The sequence below is a fragment of the Chryseobacterium salipaludis genome (assembly GCF_022968825.1).
Lineage (GTDB): Bacteria > Bacteroidota > Bacteroidia > Flavobacteriales > Weeksellaceae > Kaistella > Kaistella salipaludis.
Genome location: NZ_JALHKS010000005.1, coordinates 198,488 through 216,662, shown reverse-complemented (window position 1 = coordinate 216,662; position 18,175 = coordinate 198,488). Strand labels below are relative to the sequence as shown.

Here is an 18,175-nt window from a genome sequence, read left to right as displayed (position 1 = left end):
TCCCATTCCGAACACAGAAGTTAAGCCCTCTAGCGCCGATGGTACTGCGAATAGCGGGAGAGTAGGTCGCCGCCAGTCTTTTTAAAAGCTCATCAATCTTTTTTGATGAGCTTTTTTTGATTGCGGGTAGTCTGTAAAGTTATTGGCTTTTAAGTTCTAAAGCGACGTTAGAACAGCCTTTTTAGGAAAGATTAAGAGAGACCTGCGTTCGTGGTTATTATCCTTTTTTCGGTGAATATTTTTTAGTTTGCTGGATGGCAGTAATGTGAACGGTTGCTCGGAATTTTTTTCAAAATCTCCATTTAAAAATGATTTGGAAATTTTGCATTTTAAAATAGCACTGGTCCAGACGTATTGGCTATAATCTAAAATAAGATAAAATGATTCCTCTCTTTAATCTTTTTATTTTTTATCCATACAGAACTGAGCCTTATACTTGCCATAAAATGCACATCTTTGCAAAAAGTATTACGTTGAATTACCGCTCTCATTTTACCTTATCGAGAAGCTCTGTGTACACAATTGCTGTAGTACTGGCTGCAATAGTCGTCATGGCGCTCGCTATTCTGAGTAGATTGATTACGGCGGAAGCCTTTCGCAGCAATGAAGAGTTTGCGCGTAAAGCTTTCCTAACTAAATACGAATTAGTAGAGCGCGAGTTTAAAGCAATACATACTTACCATCACTTGCTACAAAAAATGGTCAAGAGTAGTGCAAGTGACACTTACGAAATGCAGTTTTCCGTATTAAACAGATTGAATGACGCGCAGAATCTGGTACAATATAATTGGTACTTCCACGGTCAGAGCGATTGGGAAGCGAATAATCAGAAGTTATTGAAGGCAGCATTAAAGAAAAACGCCAGCGGTCATGAATGGCGAAAGGATTTTCCAGATGACAGTATCCGCAATTTTTTAATTTCGGGCGGTGGTGAAATAAACTGGATTTCCTATGACAGTGTGAGCTTAAGCGGTCGAAAGACGTATTTTGGGTCAACAATTAATCTTGATCAGCTGCATGAACATTTTATAAAGGTGGGACAAAATCAAAATAATTATGCATTTGTGTTTACCAAGGACGGAACTTGCATTACGCATCCCGAACAAAAGTTTATCGGCAAGAATATTTTTGATTTCACCGATATCAGACTAGAAGATTTACGCGATTTAGATTCGAATGCAAATAATGAAACCACTGCACTTTCAGAATATCTTGGTATCGACGTAACCCGATTTATCAAACCATTGAAAACTGGAAATTTCGACGGCTTCGTTGCCGTCAATTATGCCAACCTTCTCATCGATGAAAATGTGAGGCAAACAAGATTTTATACAGCGGTTATTTTCCTCTCCACTTTCCTGCTGATTCTGCTGATTTTCGTGCTTTTCTACAATGCAACAAACATCGCTTACCGCGCTAAGGAAAAAAGTGAACTCGAAAAGAGGCAGCTGCTCGTCGACAATGAAATTATGCACAAAGAGCAGGCATTAAGTCAGCTTCGGCAATTGAAAAGTCAGATGAATCCGCATTTCTTGTTCAACTCTCTCAATTCATTGTATATGCTCATCGGCTTCGATAAAAATAAAGCGCAGGAGTTTACAATGAACTTATCCAAAATTTACCGTTATCTGATGGTACCGCCCGAACATAATTTGGTAAAGCTGAAAGAAGAATTGGCTTTTGTAGAACAGTACATGGTTCTACAGCAGGCACGCTTTTCAGAAGAAATCGACTTTAAGCTAAACGTCACTAGTGACAAAGCTTTAACTAAAAAAATACCATACCTCGCGCTGCAGACTGCTGTGGAAAATGCCATCAAACATAATATTGCTACTGCGGAGCAGCCGTTGGAGATTAGCATAACCGTTGACGATTATTCCGTCACTATCAACAATACATTACAACTCAAAGATGAACTGCCGCAGGGAGAACGCTTCGGATTGCAATATTTACAACAGGCCTATCGATTTTTTGGGAAATACCATTTTAGTGCTGCGGCCAAAGACGGGTATTTCGTCTGCAAATTGCCGCTGCTGCACTGAAAGCATCCGTTCACTCCCATATTCTATCCGTTCACTCCCCAATATTTCATTTTCCCCTCGATTCGCCCTTACATTTACTCTCTGCCGACGGTGATTTTTGTCATTGTCGCAATTCAAACAACGGTAAATGAAGCAATATACATTAGCAATTTATTTCGGACTGGCGCTTTTTTCCACAGCGGTAAATGCGCAGCAGAAAGACAGCGAAAAAAGCGATAAAGAAAAAACGGAAAAGGCAAGTTCTTCCAAGAAAATGAAAAAGATGGAAGAGCTAATCAAAAAAGCGACCTACACCAAGGGGATGTTCAATACCATCGTTAAAGGAACGGATGTGTATTTCGAGATTCCCAATTCGCTAATGAATCGCCAGTTCCTGATTGTCAACAAAATTTCGCAGGTGCCGATGGAAGTGAACGAAGCCGGCTTAAATAAAGGGATGAACTATGAAAACAAAGTCATCACATTTCATCATGATGAAGTGGCGAAGAAAGTTTGGGTAAAAACGTCCACACCAAAAGTTTCGTCGCCTGAAAAAGATGCCATCACCCAATCCGTTAGAGAAAATTTTGCGGAATCAATTATTGAAGTCTTTGACGTCGAAGCCAAAAATGCGGATTCCACCTCAGTTGCCATCAAGGTCAATAAGATTTTTGACGGGAATAAAAAGAGCTTTAACGATGTCTTGGCCAGTACCGGCTTAGGCGGATCGGTAAAATCTGAACTTTCCTACATTGAGGCGGTAAAAACTTTTCCTGAGAATATTGTAGTTAAATCACAATTGACGACTTCAGTCAATGAGGGCGGAGTAGATCTGCCCGTGACTTTAGGGGTGACCAGCAATATCGTTCTGCTGTCCAAAACACCGATGCAACCGCGCTTCGCCGACGACAGAGTTGGCTATTTTACCGAGAACCATTGGTTTTTTAACGACAGTCAACAGCGCATGGAGGAAAGGAAGCTCATCACGCGCTGGCGTTTGGAGCCAAAAGATGAAGACAAAGAAAGATATTTGAGAGGTGAATCGGTAGAACCGAAGAAACCAATCGTTTACTATATCGATCCTGCTACGCCGCCGCAATGGCGTGATAAAATTATTGCAGGCGTTTACGATTGGCAGGTTGCTTTTGAAAAAGCAGGTTTTAAAAATGCGGTCATCGCCAAAATGCCGACCGAGAATGATAAGGATTTCGACATTGACGATGTGCGTTACTCCGTGATTACCTATGTTGCCTCTCCGAAAGCCAATGCTATGGGACCATCAGTTGTGGACCCCCGAAGCGGCGAAATTCTGGAGTCAGATATCGTTTGGTGGCACAATGTGATGACATCGTTGCACGACTGGATGCGCATCCAGACAGGCCCGATCGATCCAAAAGCGCGTGGCAATAAATTCAGCGACGAACATATGGGCGAGGCCATTCGATTCGTTTCCTCGCACGAAGTGGGCCATACTTTTGGACTCAAGCACAACATGGGCGCATCTTTCGCGTATCCCGTGGAAGCTTTGCGTTCGAAAGAATTTACCGATAAAATGGGCGGCACCGCACCATCCATCATGGATTATGCGCGTTATAATTATGTGGCGCAGCCGGAGGACGGTGTTACCGCCATTACACCGAAGATCGGTGTTTATGACAAATACGCCATAGAATGGGGCTACCGTTGGTATCCCAATATGTATACAGAAAAAGCGGCGCTCAAAAAGCTAATCGCCGACCATGAAAACGACCCCAAATATTTTTACGGCGAGCAACAAAGCTATCTGGATACGGTGGACCCGCGCTCGCAGTCAGAAGACTTGGGCAATGACGCTGTGCTGGCCAGCCAATATGGTGTAATGAACCTGAAAAGAGTGGTAGATAACCTGCTTGCGTGGACTTATGAAAACGGCAAAACGTATGAAGATGCGGGTAGATTATATTATGGTGCGGTAGGACAATGGGACTTATACAGTCATCATGTGATGGCAAATGTGGGCGGGATTTATCTGGACCGTCTGGTATTCGGAAATAATAAAAAAGCCTACGAACCTGTGCCTGCGCAGATGCAGCGGAAAGCGGTGGATTATCTGAACAAAAATGTCATTAATCTGCCGAAATGGTTGTTCTTCAATCCGATTTTGGAGAAAACTTATGCGGTGAAGAAAACACCTGTCGGGCCGTATGAGCAGTCCCCGTACACGCTTGCGCGCGGAATGCAATATGCCGTCATTTATTACCTCTTTACCGACGACCGTCTTTTGCGCATGCTGGAAACCGAACTGAAGCGCGAAGAGTTGGGAACAAACGCAGAAATTTATACCGTTCAAAATCTGTTCAGCCAAGTGCGCGATGCAGCTTTCGGCAAGAAAGGAAACCTGGGTATGTTGGAACGGATGACCCAGAAAAATTATGTTGATGCACTGATTGTATCTACCAATAAACTGTTCGAGAAAACGGCCGTTAAGGCGCTTTCGGTACAGCAGACTTTGGGCGTGCCGATGCTCTGCAATTATCTGAGTGAAGACCAAATGTTGCGCAACATCAACTATTCATCGATGAAACGCGTCTCCGAAGTAACGACCTACAAAAGGGCCGAGCTGCAAAATGTTTTAAACCTCATTCGTAAGAGGAAAAACAGCGGAGATTCGGCAACGCGTGCGCACTACGCGGACCTGATCATCCGCATTGAAGAAGCTTTAAAATAAACCGTATTTAAACATAAGAAAGAACAGCCGTCAAAGTAACCACGATCACTCGTACAGAACAGGGAACGGCTAAAAAATACAGACCATAGTAAATGAAAAAATCATTAGTTCTTTTACCTCTGCTGGCTGCAAGCATGGCCTACGCCCAGCAGAAGAGGGTGATCACAGGAACTGTGCAGGACGTAACCACGGCCAAAGGCTTGGTAGGTGCTTCAGTGAAAATTGATGCACAGTCGGTTTCTTCTGCCACCTCGGAGGCAGGCATTATCGAAAGTGTTTCGGTAGGTTCCATCACGACAAAGGAGGGCCACTTCTCGCTGGAAATCCCTGCCGAAACCCAGTCCGTCACCATCAGCTTTCCCGGTTACGAAGCTGAGATTTTGCAGCTGTATCCGGGCCAGGTGCAGTACACTGTAAAACTGCAACCTGTCAGCACTTCAAATAAGGAATCGAGCATTCAGGAGGTAGTGCTTACTGGTTATCAGAGAATCGAAAAGCGCAAACTGACTTCTGCGGTGAATACCGTGAAGATGAACGATATTCAGCAGGCAGGTGTAGCCAGTGTGGACAAACTGTTGGAAGGTCAGGTGGCGGGTGTGGTCGTCACGCCCGAAACGGGAGCGCCAGGCAGTCCTGCAAAAATCAGAATTCGTGGTACGGCTTCGCTTTCTGGACCGCAGGATCCATTGTGGGTCATTGACGGTTTGCCGCTGGAAGGAAATGATGTGCCGGACTTCAGCGATAAAGACAACCTGGATCAGTTACAGAATTTCTCTATTGCGGGTTTAAACCCCAACGATATAGAAGATATTACGATATTAAAAGACGCCGCGGCTACGGCTATTTACGGCGCCAGAGCAGCCAACGGTGTGATTTCTATTACCACCAAAAAAGGCATGAAAGGTGCGATGAAGGTAAACTTCAGTGCCGATACTTTTGTAAACCTTCGCCCTGATTTCTCAAAACTAAATCTGCTGAACGCTTCGGAAAAAGTAGATTTGGAACTGATGCTCGCAGGCAGATCTGAGCTTACTTTCCGCGACGACAAAGGCGAAGTGATGCGCATCCTAAACGCTACCAATCAACTCAATGCATTCCGTGCAGGCGGTTGGGAAGCACTGAACCCGGAGGCACAAGCACAAATCAGTGCGCTGCGCAGCAACAATACCGACTGGGGCAAACTGCTGTACCGCACCGCCATTAACCATCAGTACGGCGCCAGCGTTTCGGGCGGCACCAACAATTCGGACTACTACCTGTCGCTGGGTTATTTCAACGAGCAGGGAACGACCATCGGTACGGGCTTCGAGCGTTTTAACCTGACTTTAAAAAACAATTATAAAGTCAACGATAGACTGAATGTTGGTATTTCCGTTTTCGGTACCGAGAGCGAGAGAAAATCCTTTGTGACCGATGCCGATGCGTCCATCAATCCCGTCAACTATTCCAGAAATGTGAATCCGTATCTAACGCCGTTCAATGCGGATGGTTCTTACCGATACGATCGCGACATCGACGGTTTCGACGATCGTTACATTCCGTTCAATTTCCTCGAAGAAAGAGAGAATACACATTATTCGCTGAAGAATAAATCGTTGAAAGCCATCCTCGATATTGACTATAAGCTGGCGAGAGGACTGAAGCTCGCTTCACAATTTGGTATTCAATACGATGTGAACGATAGCGAAAAATACGCTGCACAAAACACCTACTTCACCAGAAAGCTGAAAGAGGCTACGCGTTATTACCAGAACGGCGGCTATAAATATTTCCTGCCAGAGGGCGCCATTAAGCAAAATTGGGACAATGATTTCTTTCAATACAACTGGAAATTACAGGCCCTCTACAGCACCAAAATTGGCAGCCGTCATGAAATCGATTTGATGGCAGGTTCTGAACTGCGAAAAACCATGGACAATACGACGGTGACCAAAGCTTTCGGTTATAATCCCGTGACCAAAAGAGCGACCCCGATTGTCTTCCCAAGCTCCAACTATGCTTCGGATAAGCGATTCGAAGCTTACCGAGAAATCGCGCCGATCGAGAATGCATATGCTTCTTTCTATGCCACGGCATCCTACACTTTTGACCGGAAATATACCTTCTTCGGAAGCGCCAGATATGACGGTACCAACCTTTTCGGTGTAGATAAGAAATACCGTTACCTGCCGATTTGGGCGGCTTCGGCATCTTGGCTGGCTTCGCGCGAAGAGTTCATGCAGAATGTGGATTTCATCTCTAATCTGAGATTCCGTGGTTCCTATGGTTTGCAGGGCAACATCGACAGAAATACCTCGCCGTATTTCATCGGTGAATACAGCGACACGAGCATTTTGCCGGGAACGAAGGAAGACATCATCAATGTCATCAGTCCGCCAAACGGTAAACTGCGCTGGGAGAAAACCACCAACACCAATGTGGGCGTAGATCTCGGTTTGTTCAACAACAGAATCAACCTTACTGCAGACGTTTATCACCGAAAGGGTACCGACATGATCAGCATGAAGGAAACTCCACTGGAAACGGGTTTTGAATATACACTGGTGAACTGGGGCAGCCTGACTAACAAAGGTTTTGAACTTGCACTGTCCACAAGGAATATCAATAACGACAATTTCAAATGGAGCACCACCATCAACTTTGCGCACAATAAGAGCACGGTATTAGATGAGCAGGTGCGGGACAATTCTACTTTGCCATCCAGAGTCGGTCTTCCTGTGAATGCGGTTTTTGCGTTGAAAACGGCAGGAATAGATTCAAACGGCAACCCGCTGTTCTGGAAAGGCAACGACAAAGTCAGTGCTTCGGAATTCTTTCAATTGTTTGATGAGTGGGACGATTTTTACCCGGGTCAGCTGGTCGGCACGAAATTCAGCAACTCCGAAATCCGCGGGCTGTTCACCTACATAGGCGACCGCGACCCGAAGTATACGGGCGGTATCATCAATAATTTTAAATACAAGAATTTTGATCTTGCTGTTTCTGCCGCTTTTAATCTGAAGCAAACCGTGATGCGCTCACCGTCTTTCCGCGGTATGGAACTGGATCGTGGAAGAAACTATACTCAGGACATTTGGCAGGCGGGCAGTACATTGCCGGGCATCACCGGCGGTGATATCGACGCAAATCCTGACGGCTGGATGGCCAACAAATGGTTTGCCGACAACCGCGCCAACACCTATGCGCTGCTGGACATCTGGGCGAAAGAGATTTCATACCTGCGGATTTCCAGTATCCGTCTGGGCTATACGCTGCCGAAGAATTTTACCGATCAGGTAGGCGTTTCATCACTGCGGTTGAATGTGGAAGCCCGCAATTTGTTTGTTTTCAGCAACGGCTACGACGGTTATTTCGATCCTGAAACTTACGGGAACATCTACGCACAACCGATCCAGAAATCGGTGACGGTAGGACTGAACCTTTCATTTTAACACATTTTAAAAAGGCGACGGCTGTTCTGAATTTTTTAAAGACCGAACAGCAGTGGCCAAAAAAGCATACATCAGCAATGAAAAGAATATTCACCATAGCAGCCGCTACCGCGCTCAGTTTGAGCACGGTAAGCTGCGACCGCTTCCTCGACATTCAACCCGAGGGAAAAGTGATCCCAACCTCTACGGAAGATTACCGCGAGGTACTTACTTCGGCTTATGCCAAATATCCTGCGCACAAATCGCTCTCAGCACTGCGCACTGATGAACTGAATCTGGATGAATACAGCATGGATTTCCCTAACTACCGTGAGATCACCATGTGGAAGGATTCCAACCTCGACGCGGTAACCACACAGTTTCCGTGGGTCAGCTTTTACTCCACCATTTTTTATCTCAACCAAACCATCAATGAGGGAGTCAAGACCATGGCTGCAGGAGATGAAAAAAATCAGATTCTAGCCGAGGCTTATGCGTTAAGAGCTTACTCTTATTTTGATTTGGTAAACCTTTATGGCAAGCCATACAACGAGACAACGGCAGCTTCGGACAACGGCGTTCCGATCAGCCTTGAGATCGATCTTGAGCAGGTATTACCCGCTTCCTCGGTGCAGCAGGTGTACGATCAGATTCATGCAGACCTTACACAAGCTGAAACTTTAATGGTGAAAGCAAAGCAGGAGCAGTCTACGCGTTACCGTTTTTCAAAAGCGGCTCTCGAAGCATTGCAGGCGCGCGTGGCACTGTATCAGCAGAATTATGATGCGGCGCTCACTTTTGTCAATGCCGCTTTGTTCATCCAAAACGACTTGGTGGATCTGAATGCTACGGCTGCCACCGTGCCGAGCCGTTTCGACTCAAAGGAATCGATCATGTCACTGGATTATGCGTTTAACAATGCGGTGCAGAATGTGTCTTTTGCTTCGCCTGAACTCATCGGCAGTTATGACCAAACAAATGATAAGCGTTTTGGACTTTACTTTGAAAAATCGGGCAGTAAATATAAATTGAAAAAAGGCGGAAGTACTGATTTCAGAGTATCATTCAGAACGGCTGAACTGTATTTCATTAAATCGGAAGCGCTGCTGAAACTCGGACAGCTTTCACAGGCCAAAGATGCGCTAATGACGGTTCTGTCGAAAAGGTACACTGCAGCAGGATTTGCGAACATCCAAACCACGGTAGCCGCGATGAACGCCACAGACTTCATGAAGTTCATCCTCGATGAGCGTTTCCGCGAATTTACTGCCGAAGGGCACCGGTGGTTCGATCTGAGAAGAGCCGACCAGAAACAAATTACCCATACCGTTAGCGGAATGCAGTATGTGTTACAGCCAAACGACGTGCGCTACACCATTGAAGTGCCGCCTGCTGCGAAGGCAAACAACCCCAACCTGTAAATTACTTCATATCATTTTTTTTACAGCAACCGCTCAGACGAAAGTTTGAGCGGTTTTTATACTTTTGCACTGTATGAGAGTTGCAATTGTAGAAGATGAACTGCTGGCGCTGAACTATCTGAAAGAGATTTTAGAAAGTCAGGACGTCATCGGGTTTTCCACAATCACCAGCTTACGGTCGAAAAAGCAAGCTATTGAGTTCTTCAAGGAAAATATGGTGGACCTAATTTTTATGGATATTCATTTGGGAGACGGTAAGAGTCTTGGCATTTTTGAAGAGGTGGAGCTTCGTACGCCAGTGATCTTCATTACGGCTTATGATGAATATGCTATCAAAGTATTTCGCCATTTCACCATCGACTATATTCTAAAACCGTTTGAGCCTGAACAGCTCTACGCTGCCCTGGAAAAATTTATAACAATCCGACAGAGCATGAAGCCCGCAAATACACTGCAAGCCTTGGCGAACCTGAGCAAAACAGGGGAGAGCATCATCCGGAAGTTTGTGGTGACAGACGGTCATAAAATAAGGTCGCTGGACGAAAGGCAGATCGCGTACTTTTTTGCATCAGGTAAATACTTATTCATCACATCGACGGACGACCACACTTATCTCTACGACGATACGCTGAAAGATATCATCACCAGAATTGACCCAAAGCTTTTCTTTAAAGTGAACCGCAAGTTCATTGTAAACACAGCATCCGTCAAGGAAGTCATAAAACATTCAAGCCAAAAAATAGAGCTCGTTCTTCAACCAGCGCCCGAAACGGATGCAGAAGTCTTCATCAGTAAATTCCAGATTGCAGAATGGAAGCAGCGAATGCAAGGATGAGAAACAACAATTTTGCAAGATCGATTTTAAAATCTGCTCACCACACCCCAGTGTATCTTCGTGTCTGCAAATCGCAGCGTGTTGCCGAATTCATTGCCGTTAGAAATCTGAAGGTTAAGAATACCAATAGGTATTTTAAGGTTAAAGCCAAGCCCGAAACTGTAGAGTCCGGTGGATAAATTGAACGCTGCATTTTGCAAATAGCCTGATTGTATAAACAAATCAAAAAAGGCATCTTGATTCGCCAAATATCGGTATTCTGCGCCACCGTATAAATATGTATCGGCGAAAAGTGACTGTTCGTTAAAACCGCGCAGGGAGTTCCAGCCACCGAACCGCAGCATTTCATTTCGTCCGGCGTTTTGTGCAGAAGTAAGCAGAGCGCCTTCAGCCTTTAACTGCAGAAAGTGTGGAGTGCCAAGCGAAATTATATGTTCTCCATGAGCTGAAAAATTCCCCTGGTGAGAAGTTTTAGCGTCATCCGCCGCATAACTTGTTAATAGCCAGTCGCCCGACGCAGTAATTTTTGTTGAATGTATAAACAGCGGCACCTCCGACGGAACTTTATATTCATACCAGATACCCACACCTGCACGTGAAAAGTCTCTGGCCTGGGTATATAATGAATCTAAAACGGCTGATGTCTCAAAGATTCCGCGTACGCCTGTTTTCTGCTTTAATCCGCGCAACAGGTACAGAGAAGGAATAACTTTCACATTAGCATACGTAGAATCCTGTCTGAAAATTCGCACATCCAGCTGCCCGCCTACATTCGAGCGAAACAGGAACGGAACATCTGTTTTCAGATCGAAATTCTGTCCGCGGTCCGGGCTCCGCTGCCAGTAAATATCAATACTTTCGAAGCTGTTAAAAACATTCCGGAACTGCAGATTCAGGCTGCCGTTGAACGTGAACTTTTCGTTCTTATCATTACCAAAGCCGACAATACCATCGAAAGTGTTGGATTTCTTCTTTTGTAGAGTTAAAAATACCTGGGTGGAATCTTTAGTAAAAAGCGTTTCCGGGCCTTTGATTAAAGCAACAAACGGATGGTTGCGCAATTCATTTTGCAGACGTCGCAGTGTATTCGTCTGATACGGCTTGCCGAGATATTGCAATTCCAGATTTCTGCGAAATCGCCAGGGAACTTTTTCATATTCTTTAAAAACAAGCGCATCAATAGTCCGACGGTCGTTTTTTTCCACCGAAAGATGGATTAGCGGCGCTCCGTTTTTCATGCCGTCGTAATCGCTTTTAACACGGTTAAAGAGATACCCCTGATCTGCGAAGTAACTGTTGATGGTGCTTCGGAGCGAGTCAATGTTCTTTGTATATATTTCTTCCGGCCAGGAAAAAGTTTGCTGTAGTTCCTCATCCGGTTTTATATATCCAGTGTTGAAACTTTTGCCTTTATCATATATAATAAGAGTGCCTGTATCTGTATTTTCGACGGACAGGACTTTAGTAAGATAATATCTGTTCTGCGCCAGTGAATCCAGAAACTGAACCGCAGCCGCAGAATCTTTTTTAACGACCTCTTCGCCCGACGAAGAATCCCGCAGTCGCAGGCCTTGCTGTGCGGCGCAGAAAAACGTAATCCAAAAAAGAAAAAAACTGAAGCGAAGTTTCATTTGCAGGCTGTCTCTATCAAACCGGTAAAAGTACGGTTTCGTATGTATCGTTTTAATTATCTTTATAAAATTATAATTAATTGTTTCAGCTGCAGGTCAGCAGATTTCTTTCTATGAAAAAAACCGGTTTATTTTTCGGCAGTTTCAATCCTATTCATATCGGTCACCTCATTCTTGCCAACTATATTTTAGAAAATACAGATATGGAAGAACTGTGGTTTGTGGTAAGCCCGCAAAATCCTTTTAAAAATAAAAAATCGCTGCTTAATGACCATAACCGGCTGGATATGGTACAGCTCGCGGTGCGCAACTATCCGAATATGCGCGCCTCCAATATTGAATTTTCGTTGCCGGTGCCGAGCTATACGATTGATACGCTGACCTACCTGAAAGAAAAACACCCTGATCATTCCTTCGCTCTCATCATGGGTGAAGATAATCTCAACAGCCTGCACAAATGGAAGAACAGTGAGCAGCTCGTCAGCAACCACCAGATCATTGTGTATCCGCGGCTGTTTAGTGAAGCAAAAGAAGACCATCCTTTGAGTAAGCATGCCAATATTTCGGTGATCAGTGCGCCGGTAATTGAACTTTCTGCCACGGAAATCCGCAATATGATAAAGGAAGGTAAGAATGTGCGGCCCATGTTGCCTCCGGAAGTTTTTGAATACCTGGACGGCAGCAGCTTTTACCGCTGAAACGAGTTTTAATTTCCGTACTTTTGCAGGGTCTTAATCATCGGATATTATGAAGTTTATCGAAGCGTTTTTCGCAAAGTATTCCACGGAAAAAATCATAAAATGGTTTAAGCAGATCTGTCTTGCCGAGGCGGTCTCCTGTTTTCTGCTCTACTGTGTGGCCATGGTTTGGAAGCGTTATGACCCGGATGGATTAGCTTCCACCATCTTCATTATTGTTATCGGCAATATTCATGGTTTGTTCTTTACACTGTATTTGCTGCTTTTAATTCCTGCGCGCAAAATTTTTGAATGGGATGATGAGGATACCGTTTTCGCGTTGCTGGCTGCATTTTTCCCCTTTGCCACCATCTGGATTGATAAGAAGCTTGCACGCTTCGACAGAGAATAAATTTTAAATTTCAGAAAAACTTTTGATCCGGATGTAACATTCCGGATTTTTAATTGTCTTATTAAGTAAGAGCAGAAATGCTAGCTGTTGTACATATGTACTTTGTTTAACATACTACTGTGTTATAACATTAAATTAAAATTAATAAAACTTAAACCACTGTTGCCATGAAAAAAATAATTGTTTCTCTGATTGCCCTTACCTCGGCGCACTCGGTCGCACAAACCAAAACCGATACGACCAAAACGCAGACGATTCAGCAAGTCAAAATGACGAAAAAAGTCCTTCAGCGTAAAAGTGACCGTTTCGTGTATGATGTTGCTTCCACACCCGTAGCAAAAGGGAATACCGCCTTTGGTCTTCTAAAAGAAACGCCGCTTGTTTCGTCCACCGATGATAAGACACTGCAGATTGCCGGAAAAGGCAATGCCATCATCTACCTGAATGGCCGGCCGACACAGATGGATGCGGATGCGCTGGAACAGTTCCTGAAGAATACACCCGGCGAAAATATTCAGAAAATTGAAGTCATTACCACGCCCGGCAGCGAATACAGGCTTGAGTCATCCGACGGTATCATCAATATCGTGCTGAAAAAGAAATCTTCTGACGGGCTCAACGGAAACTTCCGGATGTTCAACAAGCAGAACTACTACAACAGTACCGGTGCCAGCACCAGCTTGAATTACCGCAAAGGGAAACTGGGCATCAACGGCAGCATCAATACCAGCGAGAATATCGAGCAGCAGTTTTATGAACTTGAAAATGGAAATGCCCAGGCGGCTACCCGCACCCAGGGTTTCATCACGGACCCTAATAAAAACCTGGGCGGATACCTTAACATAGATTATGAGCTTAATGACCGCAGTTACCTGGCGCTTTCCTACAACTCCTGGGCAAACCGCAGCTACGGAGCAACCAGCAGTTTATTTAACACGGACAAAAACCTGGTGGACAATACCACGCGTTATACCTGGACTGACAATAATGAAGATGCAAGAAGCTATAATAATTCACTGAACCTGAATTATGAACTGAAGATTGACTCCCTGGGCAGTAAATTAAATTTAAATGTGGCCGGGCTGCTATACCGCCGCTTCCAGGTTTCTGACAATATTACAACTGCTGCAGATGCCACCGGGAACAGGTTCGGGAGACTCCGCCTTATCGAGCAGGACCAGCCTCAGTATATTGATAACTTTTCGGCCACGGCAGATTATATTAAAAAGTTTAAAAAAGATTTTACCGCTTCAGTTGGCTTAAATTATAATAAGACAAAAACGGACAACGACACAAAATACCTGGCATACAACTATATGTTGGGTACCGAGCAGGATAATCCAAACCATTTCGTATACGATGAAAATATTGCCGGTGCGTACCTGACGCTGGAAAAAGTCTTTTCACCTAAGTTTTCAGGAAAGCTCGGTTCCAGACTGGAGTACACGCAAAGTGTCGGCACGTCCGACAATGCGCAGGATGAAAGTTTAAGAAAAATCACACAGGAATATTATAAAGTGCTTCCGTACGTGAGTTTCAATTATGCCATCAACGATCAAAATAATGTGTCTTATGCTTTTTCCAGCAGAATGCGGCGGCCGCGTTTCTGGGAACTGAATCCGGTACGGCATATTCTCACGGAGAATAACTACATTCAGAATGATCCTTTTGTGAAGGCTTCCTCCATCTATTCCCATGAGTTTACGTATATGTACCGAAACGCATACTTCCTGATTCTGCAGCACAGCCTGGTAAAAGATAAGATTACACAAGTGCCGCTTCAGGGTGTGATCAACGGGAAAAACCAACTGCGTTATATCCGGACCAATTTTGGTGATACGCAGGAAATGTCTGCCATGCTGGGCACCAAGAAAAGTTTCTTTAAAGGTATCTGGACTTTAGGGTTGAATGCAGGTGTGCAGCACAATATTAACAAAGGCAGTCTGAACCGCGATCCACTGACCGGCGATATTTTCCCGATGTATGAAAACTACCGCGAGTCTACCTCTTTTGTCCTGCAAACTAACCACAACATTCAGCTTGATAAAAAGAAAACCTGGTATCTGGGTGCCAACTACTTCTATGTGGACAAGCAGCAAATCGATCTGGGTCAGCTGGAAAGCCTGATGCAACTGGATCTGAATATCAAGAAAATATGGGAAAACTGGACTTTCTCGCTGGAAGCCACGGATGTTTTAAACACATTCAAGACCAACATTTATGATGTACAAGATAATGGCAACTACAATATTATCCGCCAAAACCAGTATCGCCGCGGTCTGCAGTTCACGGTAGTGTACAATTTCGGCAACCAGAAAGTAAAAAGAATCCGCAAAATCGACAGCGCTGCGGATGATATAAAATCACGTACTAATTAATTTTTTTCATTCAACAGAACTGCCCGCACCATTTGGCGCGGGCAGTTTTATTTGGAAGTTGAAAATTTATTGTGCAGCAACTTCTTGTTGAACTTTTTCTTTTTCCGCTGATTCTGCTTTGGGCAGGAAGACTTCCGCCAGCATACAGCGCGCGCTGCCGCCGCCGTTGGTTTCAATCGTATGCAAATCTGCATGCAGGATTTCGCAGTACTTTTCAATACGGCTGATTTGGTCCTGTGTTAAAGACTTATACGCCGTTTCACTCATCACCAGGAATTTTTCTCCTTCCGTATTCTGTACCTGGAGCATGTTCCCAGCGAACTGTTGCATTTGCGCTTCGGAAATTTCGATCACTTCTTTGCCGGAAGATTTAATCATTTCCTGCACTTTTTGGCGTTCCAGTTCATCATCAATACAATCCAGGCAAATCACGGCGAATTTGTCGGCAATGCACATCATTACATTGGTATGATAAATCGGCAGGCGCTGGTCTCCCACATGCTGATAGGAGTGAAAAACAACAGCCTGATATCCGTAATCTGCACAGAATTTGCGAAACAGTTCCTCATCTAAACGAAGAGAAACCGAGCCGTAGGCGATTTTATTCGCGTGGTCAAAGATCATACTGCCGGTTCCTTCCAGAAATTTTTCTTCCGCTTCACTCCCGGAACGGTCATCAATTTTAGATAGGGTAAAACCAGCCTGGCGCACTGCTTCCAGAATATCATCACGTCTTTCTACCCGGCGGTTCGGGGCAAACATCGGATAGGTGACTGCCGTACCGTTCGGGTCAAAACTCACCCAGTTATTTGGAAAAATACTGTCGGGCGTATGCGGTTCCACTGTATCTTTCACGGTGATTACCTGAATTCCCTTGCTGCGAAGTTTCGCCACGAAATTATTGAACTCTTGCAGGGCGCGCTCCTGAATGTTTTCTTCTTTCTGTTCTACCTGGAAATAATTATTTTCTGCCGTTTGTGCATTGTACCCGAACGCAACCGGTTCGATCATCAGCACGGTATCAGCTGTTTGCATGGTTAAAGGATTAAATAAAGTTGGTTTTATATGTACACAAAATTACTTAAATTTAAGCATAATAAAAACCTGTTATGCTCGAGATCTTGTGTGCTGAAATTACCTCTGCTGAAATTGCTTTACAATCCGTGGCAGACCGCATTGTCTTTGCACCCCAGACCGGCACAGAAGCTCTGGTGCCGGATTTCTACGAGTTTCAGTACCTGAAAAGAAATTACCGTAAGCCCATCCATATTTTCATCCATCCGCGCGGCCGTTCTTTTTATTATTCCGATGAAGAGTTTAAAAGAATGAAAAATGAAGTCATCACCTTTGGCCAGGCAGCGGCAGATGGTTTTGTTTTTGGCCTGCTGACTGCACAGGGCAAAATCGAAGTTAGCCGTTGTCGTGAGATGCTGGAACTTGCGGGTGAGCTGCCGTGCAGTTTTTATCTTGCCGCGCACCGCTGCGATTCTTTAGAGGCCGAAGTGTATGAGTTAATCCGGCTGGGTTTTCGGTCGGTCGTTTTGCCGGCGCGGCATTGCAGAACCGAAGAATTAAAGGAGATTATTAATAAATATCAGCACAGAATTCAGATCATTATCGGTGGCATTGACAGCGCGGAAGAAATTTCCTACCTGGCTGAAAATGCAGATGCCCGCTGCTTTCAGGCAACAGGCATCAGTAAATATGACTCGTATGCCACAGCCGATGAAATCAAAAGACTGAAGCAGTACAGCAGTGTGAACTATTAATCGCGAACCAGCGGCATGGTAGAGCAACGAAGCAAACCGCCCATTTTAGAAATTTCACGGTACGGAATTTCTTCAACCAGGATTCCCCAGTTTTCACGTAAGTGCTGATTCAGTCTCGTGAAGGCGCTGTCGGATACAACGATATCCGGCGCAATGGAAAAGATATTCGGCACCATCTCAAACATTTCCTGTCTGGTAGCATGGAAGCAGTTTTCCTCACCGAAGATATCCAGGATTAAATGGTAATCACTTTCATCCACGAAACCGTCTTCGTAAATAATACACTTATCTGTTCCGACCGGGTTGAACGTGCAATCCAGATGCAAAATTCCTTCGAACGGATCGCGGTCGTTTTTATTTAATTCAAAATCCAGGATACGCTTTTTCGGAAAATATTCTTTCAGAATTTCGATGGCGTATTCGTTGGTACGCGCGGTTTTAAAGTTTCGGTAATCTTCAGAAAAGCAAGTGCCGATAAAAAGGAAATCATTCCACACAATCACATCACCGCCCTCGATATGTGCAGTATCCGGCAGGTTGATAATGTCGCGCCATTTCACCTGTTCAAAAATCGACTTGTAGGCATCCTGCTCGTCAGCGCGGTCAGCAATAACATTGGAGATAATCATTTTATCTTCAATCACAAACGCTACATCACGCGCGAAAACCTGGTTATAATTTAAAATAATTTCCGGCCGGAATACTTCCACACCGTGTTTTACCAGAACCTGCTCGAAGATATCCATTTCGCGGACCACCTGTTCTTCTGTCGGGTAATTTCCCTGCAGTAAGGTATGGTAGGATTTTGCATCGTAACTGTCTTCCAGTGCGGGTACGCCACCCAGCGAACCCGGCTGTCCCAGTACGACGGAGCGCAGGCGGCCGGTTTCATTTTTTATATTTAATTTCATAAA

General features: G+C 44.7%; 12 protein-coding genes and 1 rRNA gene. 10 read left to right on the top strand and 3 right to left on the bottom strand.

The annotated features are described in order from the left end of the window. The 6 genes from rrf to MVI27_RS09940 form a co-directional block, all read left to right on the top strand. Positions 1–78, top strand: a 5S ribosomal RNA gene (gene rrf, locus MVI27_RS09965); the annotation flags it as partial. A 395-nt stretch (positions 79–473) separates the two neighbouring features. Next, on the top strand, positions 474–2,042 hold the full coding sequence (locus tag MVI27_RS09960; RefSeq protein WP_246961415.1) for a histidine kinase: 1,569 nt from the start codon (positions 474–476) through the stop codon (positions 2,040–2,042). 127 nt (positions 2,043–2,169) lie between these two features. Continuing rightward, positions 2,170–4,728 (top strand): zinc-dependent metalloprotease, encoded by a 2,559-nt coding sequence (locus tag MVI27_RS09955; RefSeq protein WP_246961414.1) that lies wholly within the window; start codon positions 2,170–2,172, stop codon positions 4,726–4,728. Between the two features lie 92 nt (positions 4,729–4,820). Further along, the gene (locus MVI27_RS09950) at positions 4,821–8,159 is read left to right on the top strand and encodes a SusC/RagA family TonB-linked outer membrane protein (RefSeq protein ID WP_246961413.1); all 3,339 of its coding nucleotides are present in this window, start codon (positions 4,821–4,823) and stop codon (positions 8,157–8,159) included. 77 nt (positions 8,160–8,236) lie between these two features. Then, entirely contained in the window at positions 8,237–9,559 is a 1,323-nt protein-coding gene (locus tag MVI27_RS09945; protein WP_246961412.1) for a RagB/SusD family nutrient uptake outer membrane protein, read from the top strand. A gap of 73 nt (positions 9,560–9,632) precedes the next feature. Further along, a complete protein-coding gene (locus tag MVI27_RS09940) occupies positions 9,633–10,394 on the top strand; it encodes a LytR/AlgR family response regulator transcription factor (RefSeq protein WP_246961410.1) in 762 nt (253 codons plus the stop codon). A 26-nt stretch (positions 10,395–10,420) separates the two neighbouring features. On the opposite strand, the gene MVI27_RS09935 is transcribed toward MVI27_RS09940, so the two are convergent. After that, positions 10,421–12,025: a BamA/TamA family outer membrane protein gene (locus MVI27_RS09935; RefSeq protein ID WP_246961408.1), complete on the bottom strand. Its 1,605-nt coding sequence runs from the start codon at positions 12,023–12,025 to the stop codon at positions 10,421–10,423. Positions 12,026–12,138: 113 nt separating this feature from the next. Here MVI27_RS09935 and nadD point away from each other — a divergent pair, with 113 nt between their 5' ends. The 3 genes from nadD to MVI27_RS09920 all read left to right on the top strand — a co-directional run bounded on the left by nadD (position 12,139) and on the right by MVI27_RS09920 (position 15,492). After that, positions 12,139–12,723 carry a nicotinate (nicotinamide) nucleotide adenylyltransferase gene (gene nadD / locus MVI27_RS09930; protein WP_246961406.1) on the top strand — a complete coding sequence of 195 codons (585 nt, stop codon included), beginning with the start codon at positions 12,139–12,141 and terminating at the stop codon, positions 12,721–12,723. A gap of 49 nt (positions 12,724–12,772) precedes the next feature. Continuing rightward, positions 12,773–13,114, top strand: coding sequence for a DUF3817 domain-containing protein (locus tag MVI27_RS09925; RefSeq protein ID WP_246961403.1), 342 nt, complete (start codon positions 12,773–12,775; stop codon positions 13,112–13,114). 167 nt (positions 13,115–13,281) lie between these two features. Continuing rightward, positions 13,282–15,492 carry an outer membrane beta-barrel family protein gene (locus MVI27_RS09920; protein ID WP_246961401.1) on the top strand — a complete coding sequence of 737 codons (2,211 nt, stop codon included), beginning with the start codon at positions 13,282–13,284 and terminating at the stop codon, positions 15,490–15,492. 66 nt (positions 15,493–15,558) lie between these two features. Here MVI27_RS09920 and ctlX read toward each other — a convergent pair whose 3' ends face one another. Continuing rightward, complete coding sequence (gene ctlX / locus MVI27_RS09915) at positions 15,559–16,527, bottom strand: citrulline utilization hydrolase CtlX (RefSeq protein WP_246961400.1); 969 nt, start codon at positions 16,525–16,527, stop codon at positions 15,559–15,561. Positions 16,528–16,601: 74 nt separating this feature from the next. Between ctlX and MVI27_RS09910 the strand changes: the two genes are divergently transcribed. Continuing rightward, positions 16,602–17,261, top strand: a complete 660-nt coding sequence (locus tag MVI27_RS09910; protein WP_246961398.1) for a copper homeostasis protein CutC — start codon at positions 16,602–16,604, stop codon at positions 17,259–17,261. On the opposite strand, the gene MVI27_RS09905 is transcribed toward MVI27_RS09910, so the two are convergent. Next, positions 17,258–18,172, bottom strand: coding sequence for a dimethylarginine dimethylaminohydrolase family protein (locus MVI27_RS09905; protein ID WP_246961396.1), 915 nt, complete (start codon positions 18,170–18,172; stop codon positions 17,258–17,260). The genes MVI27_RS09910 and MVI27_RS09905 overlap by 4 nt on opposite strands. Positions 18,173–18,175: the final 3 nt, after the last annotated feature.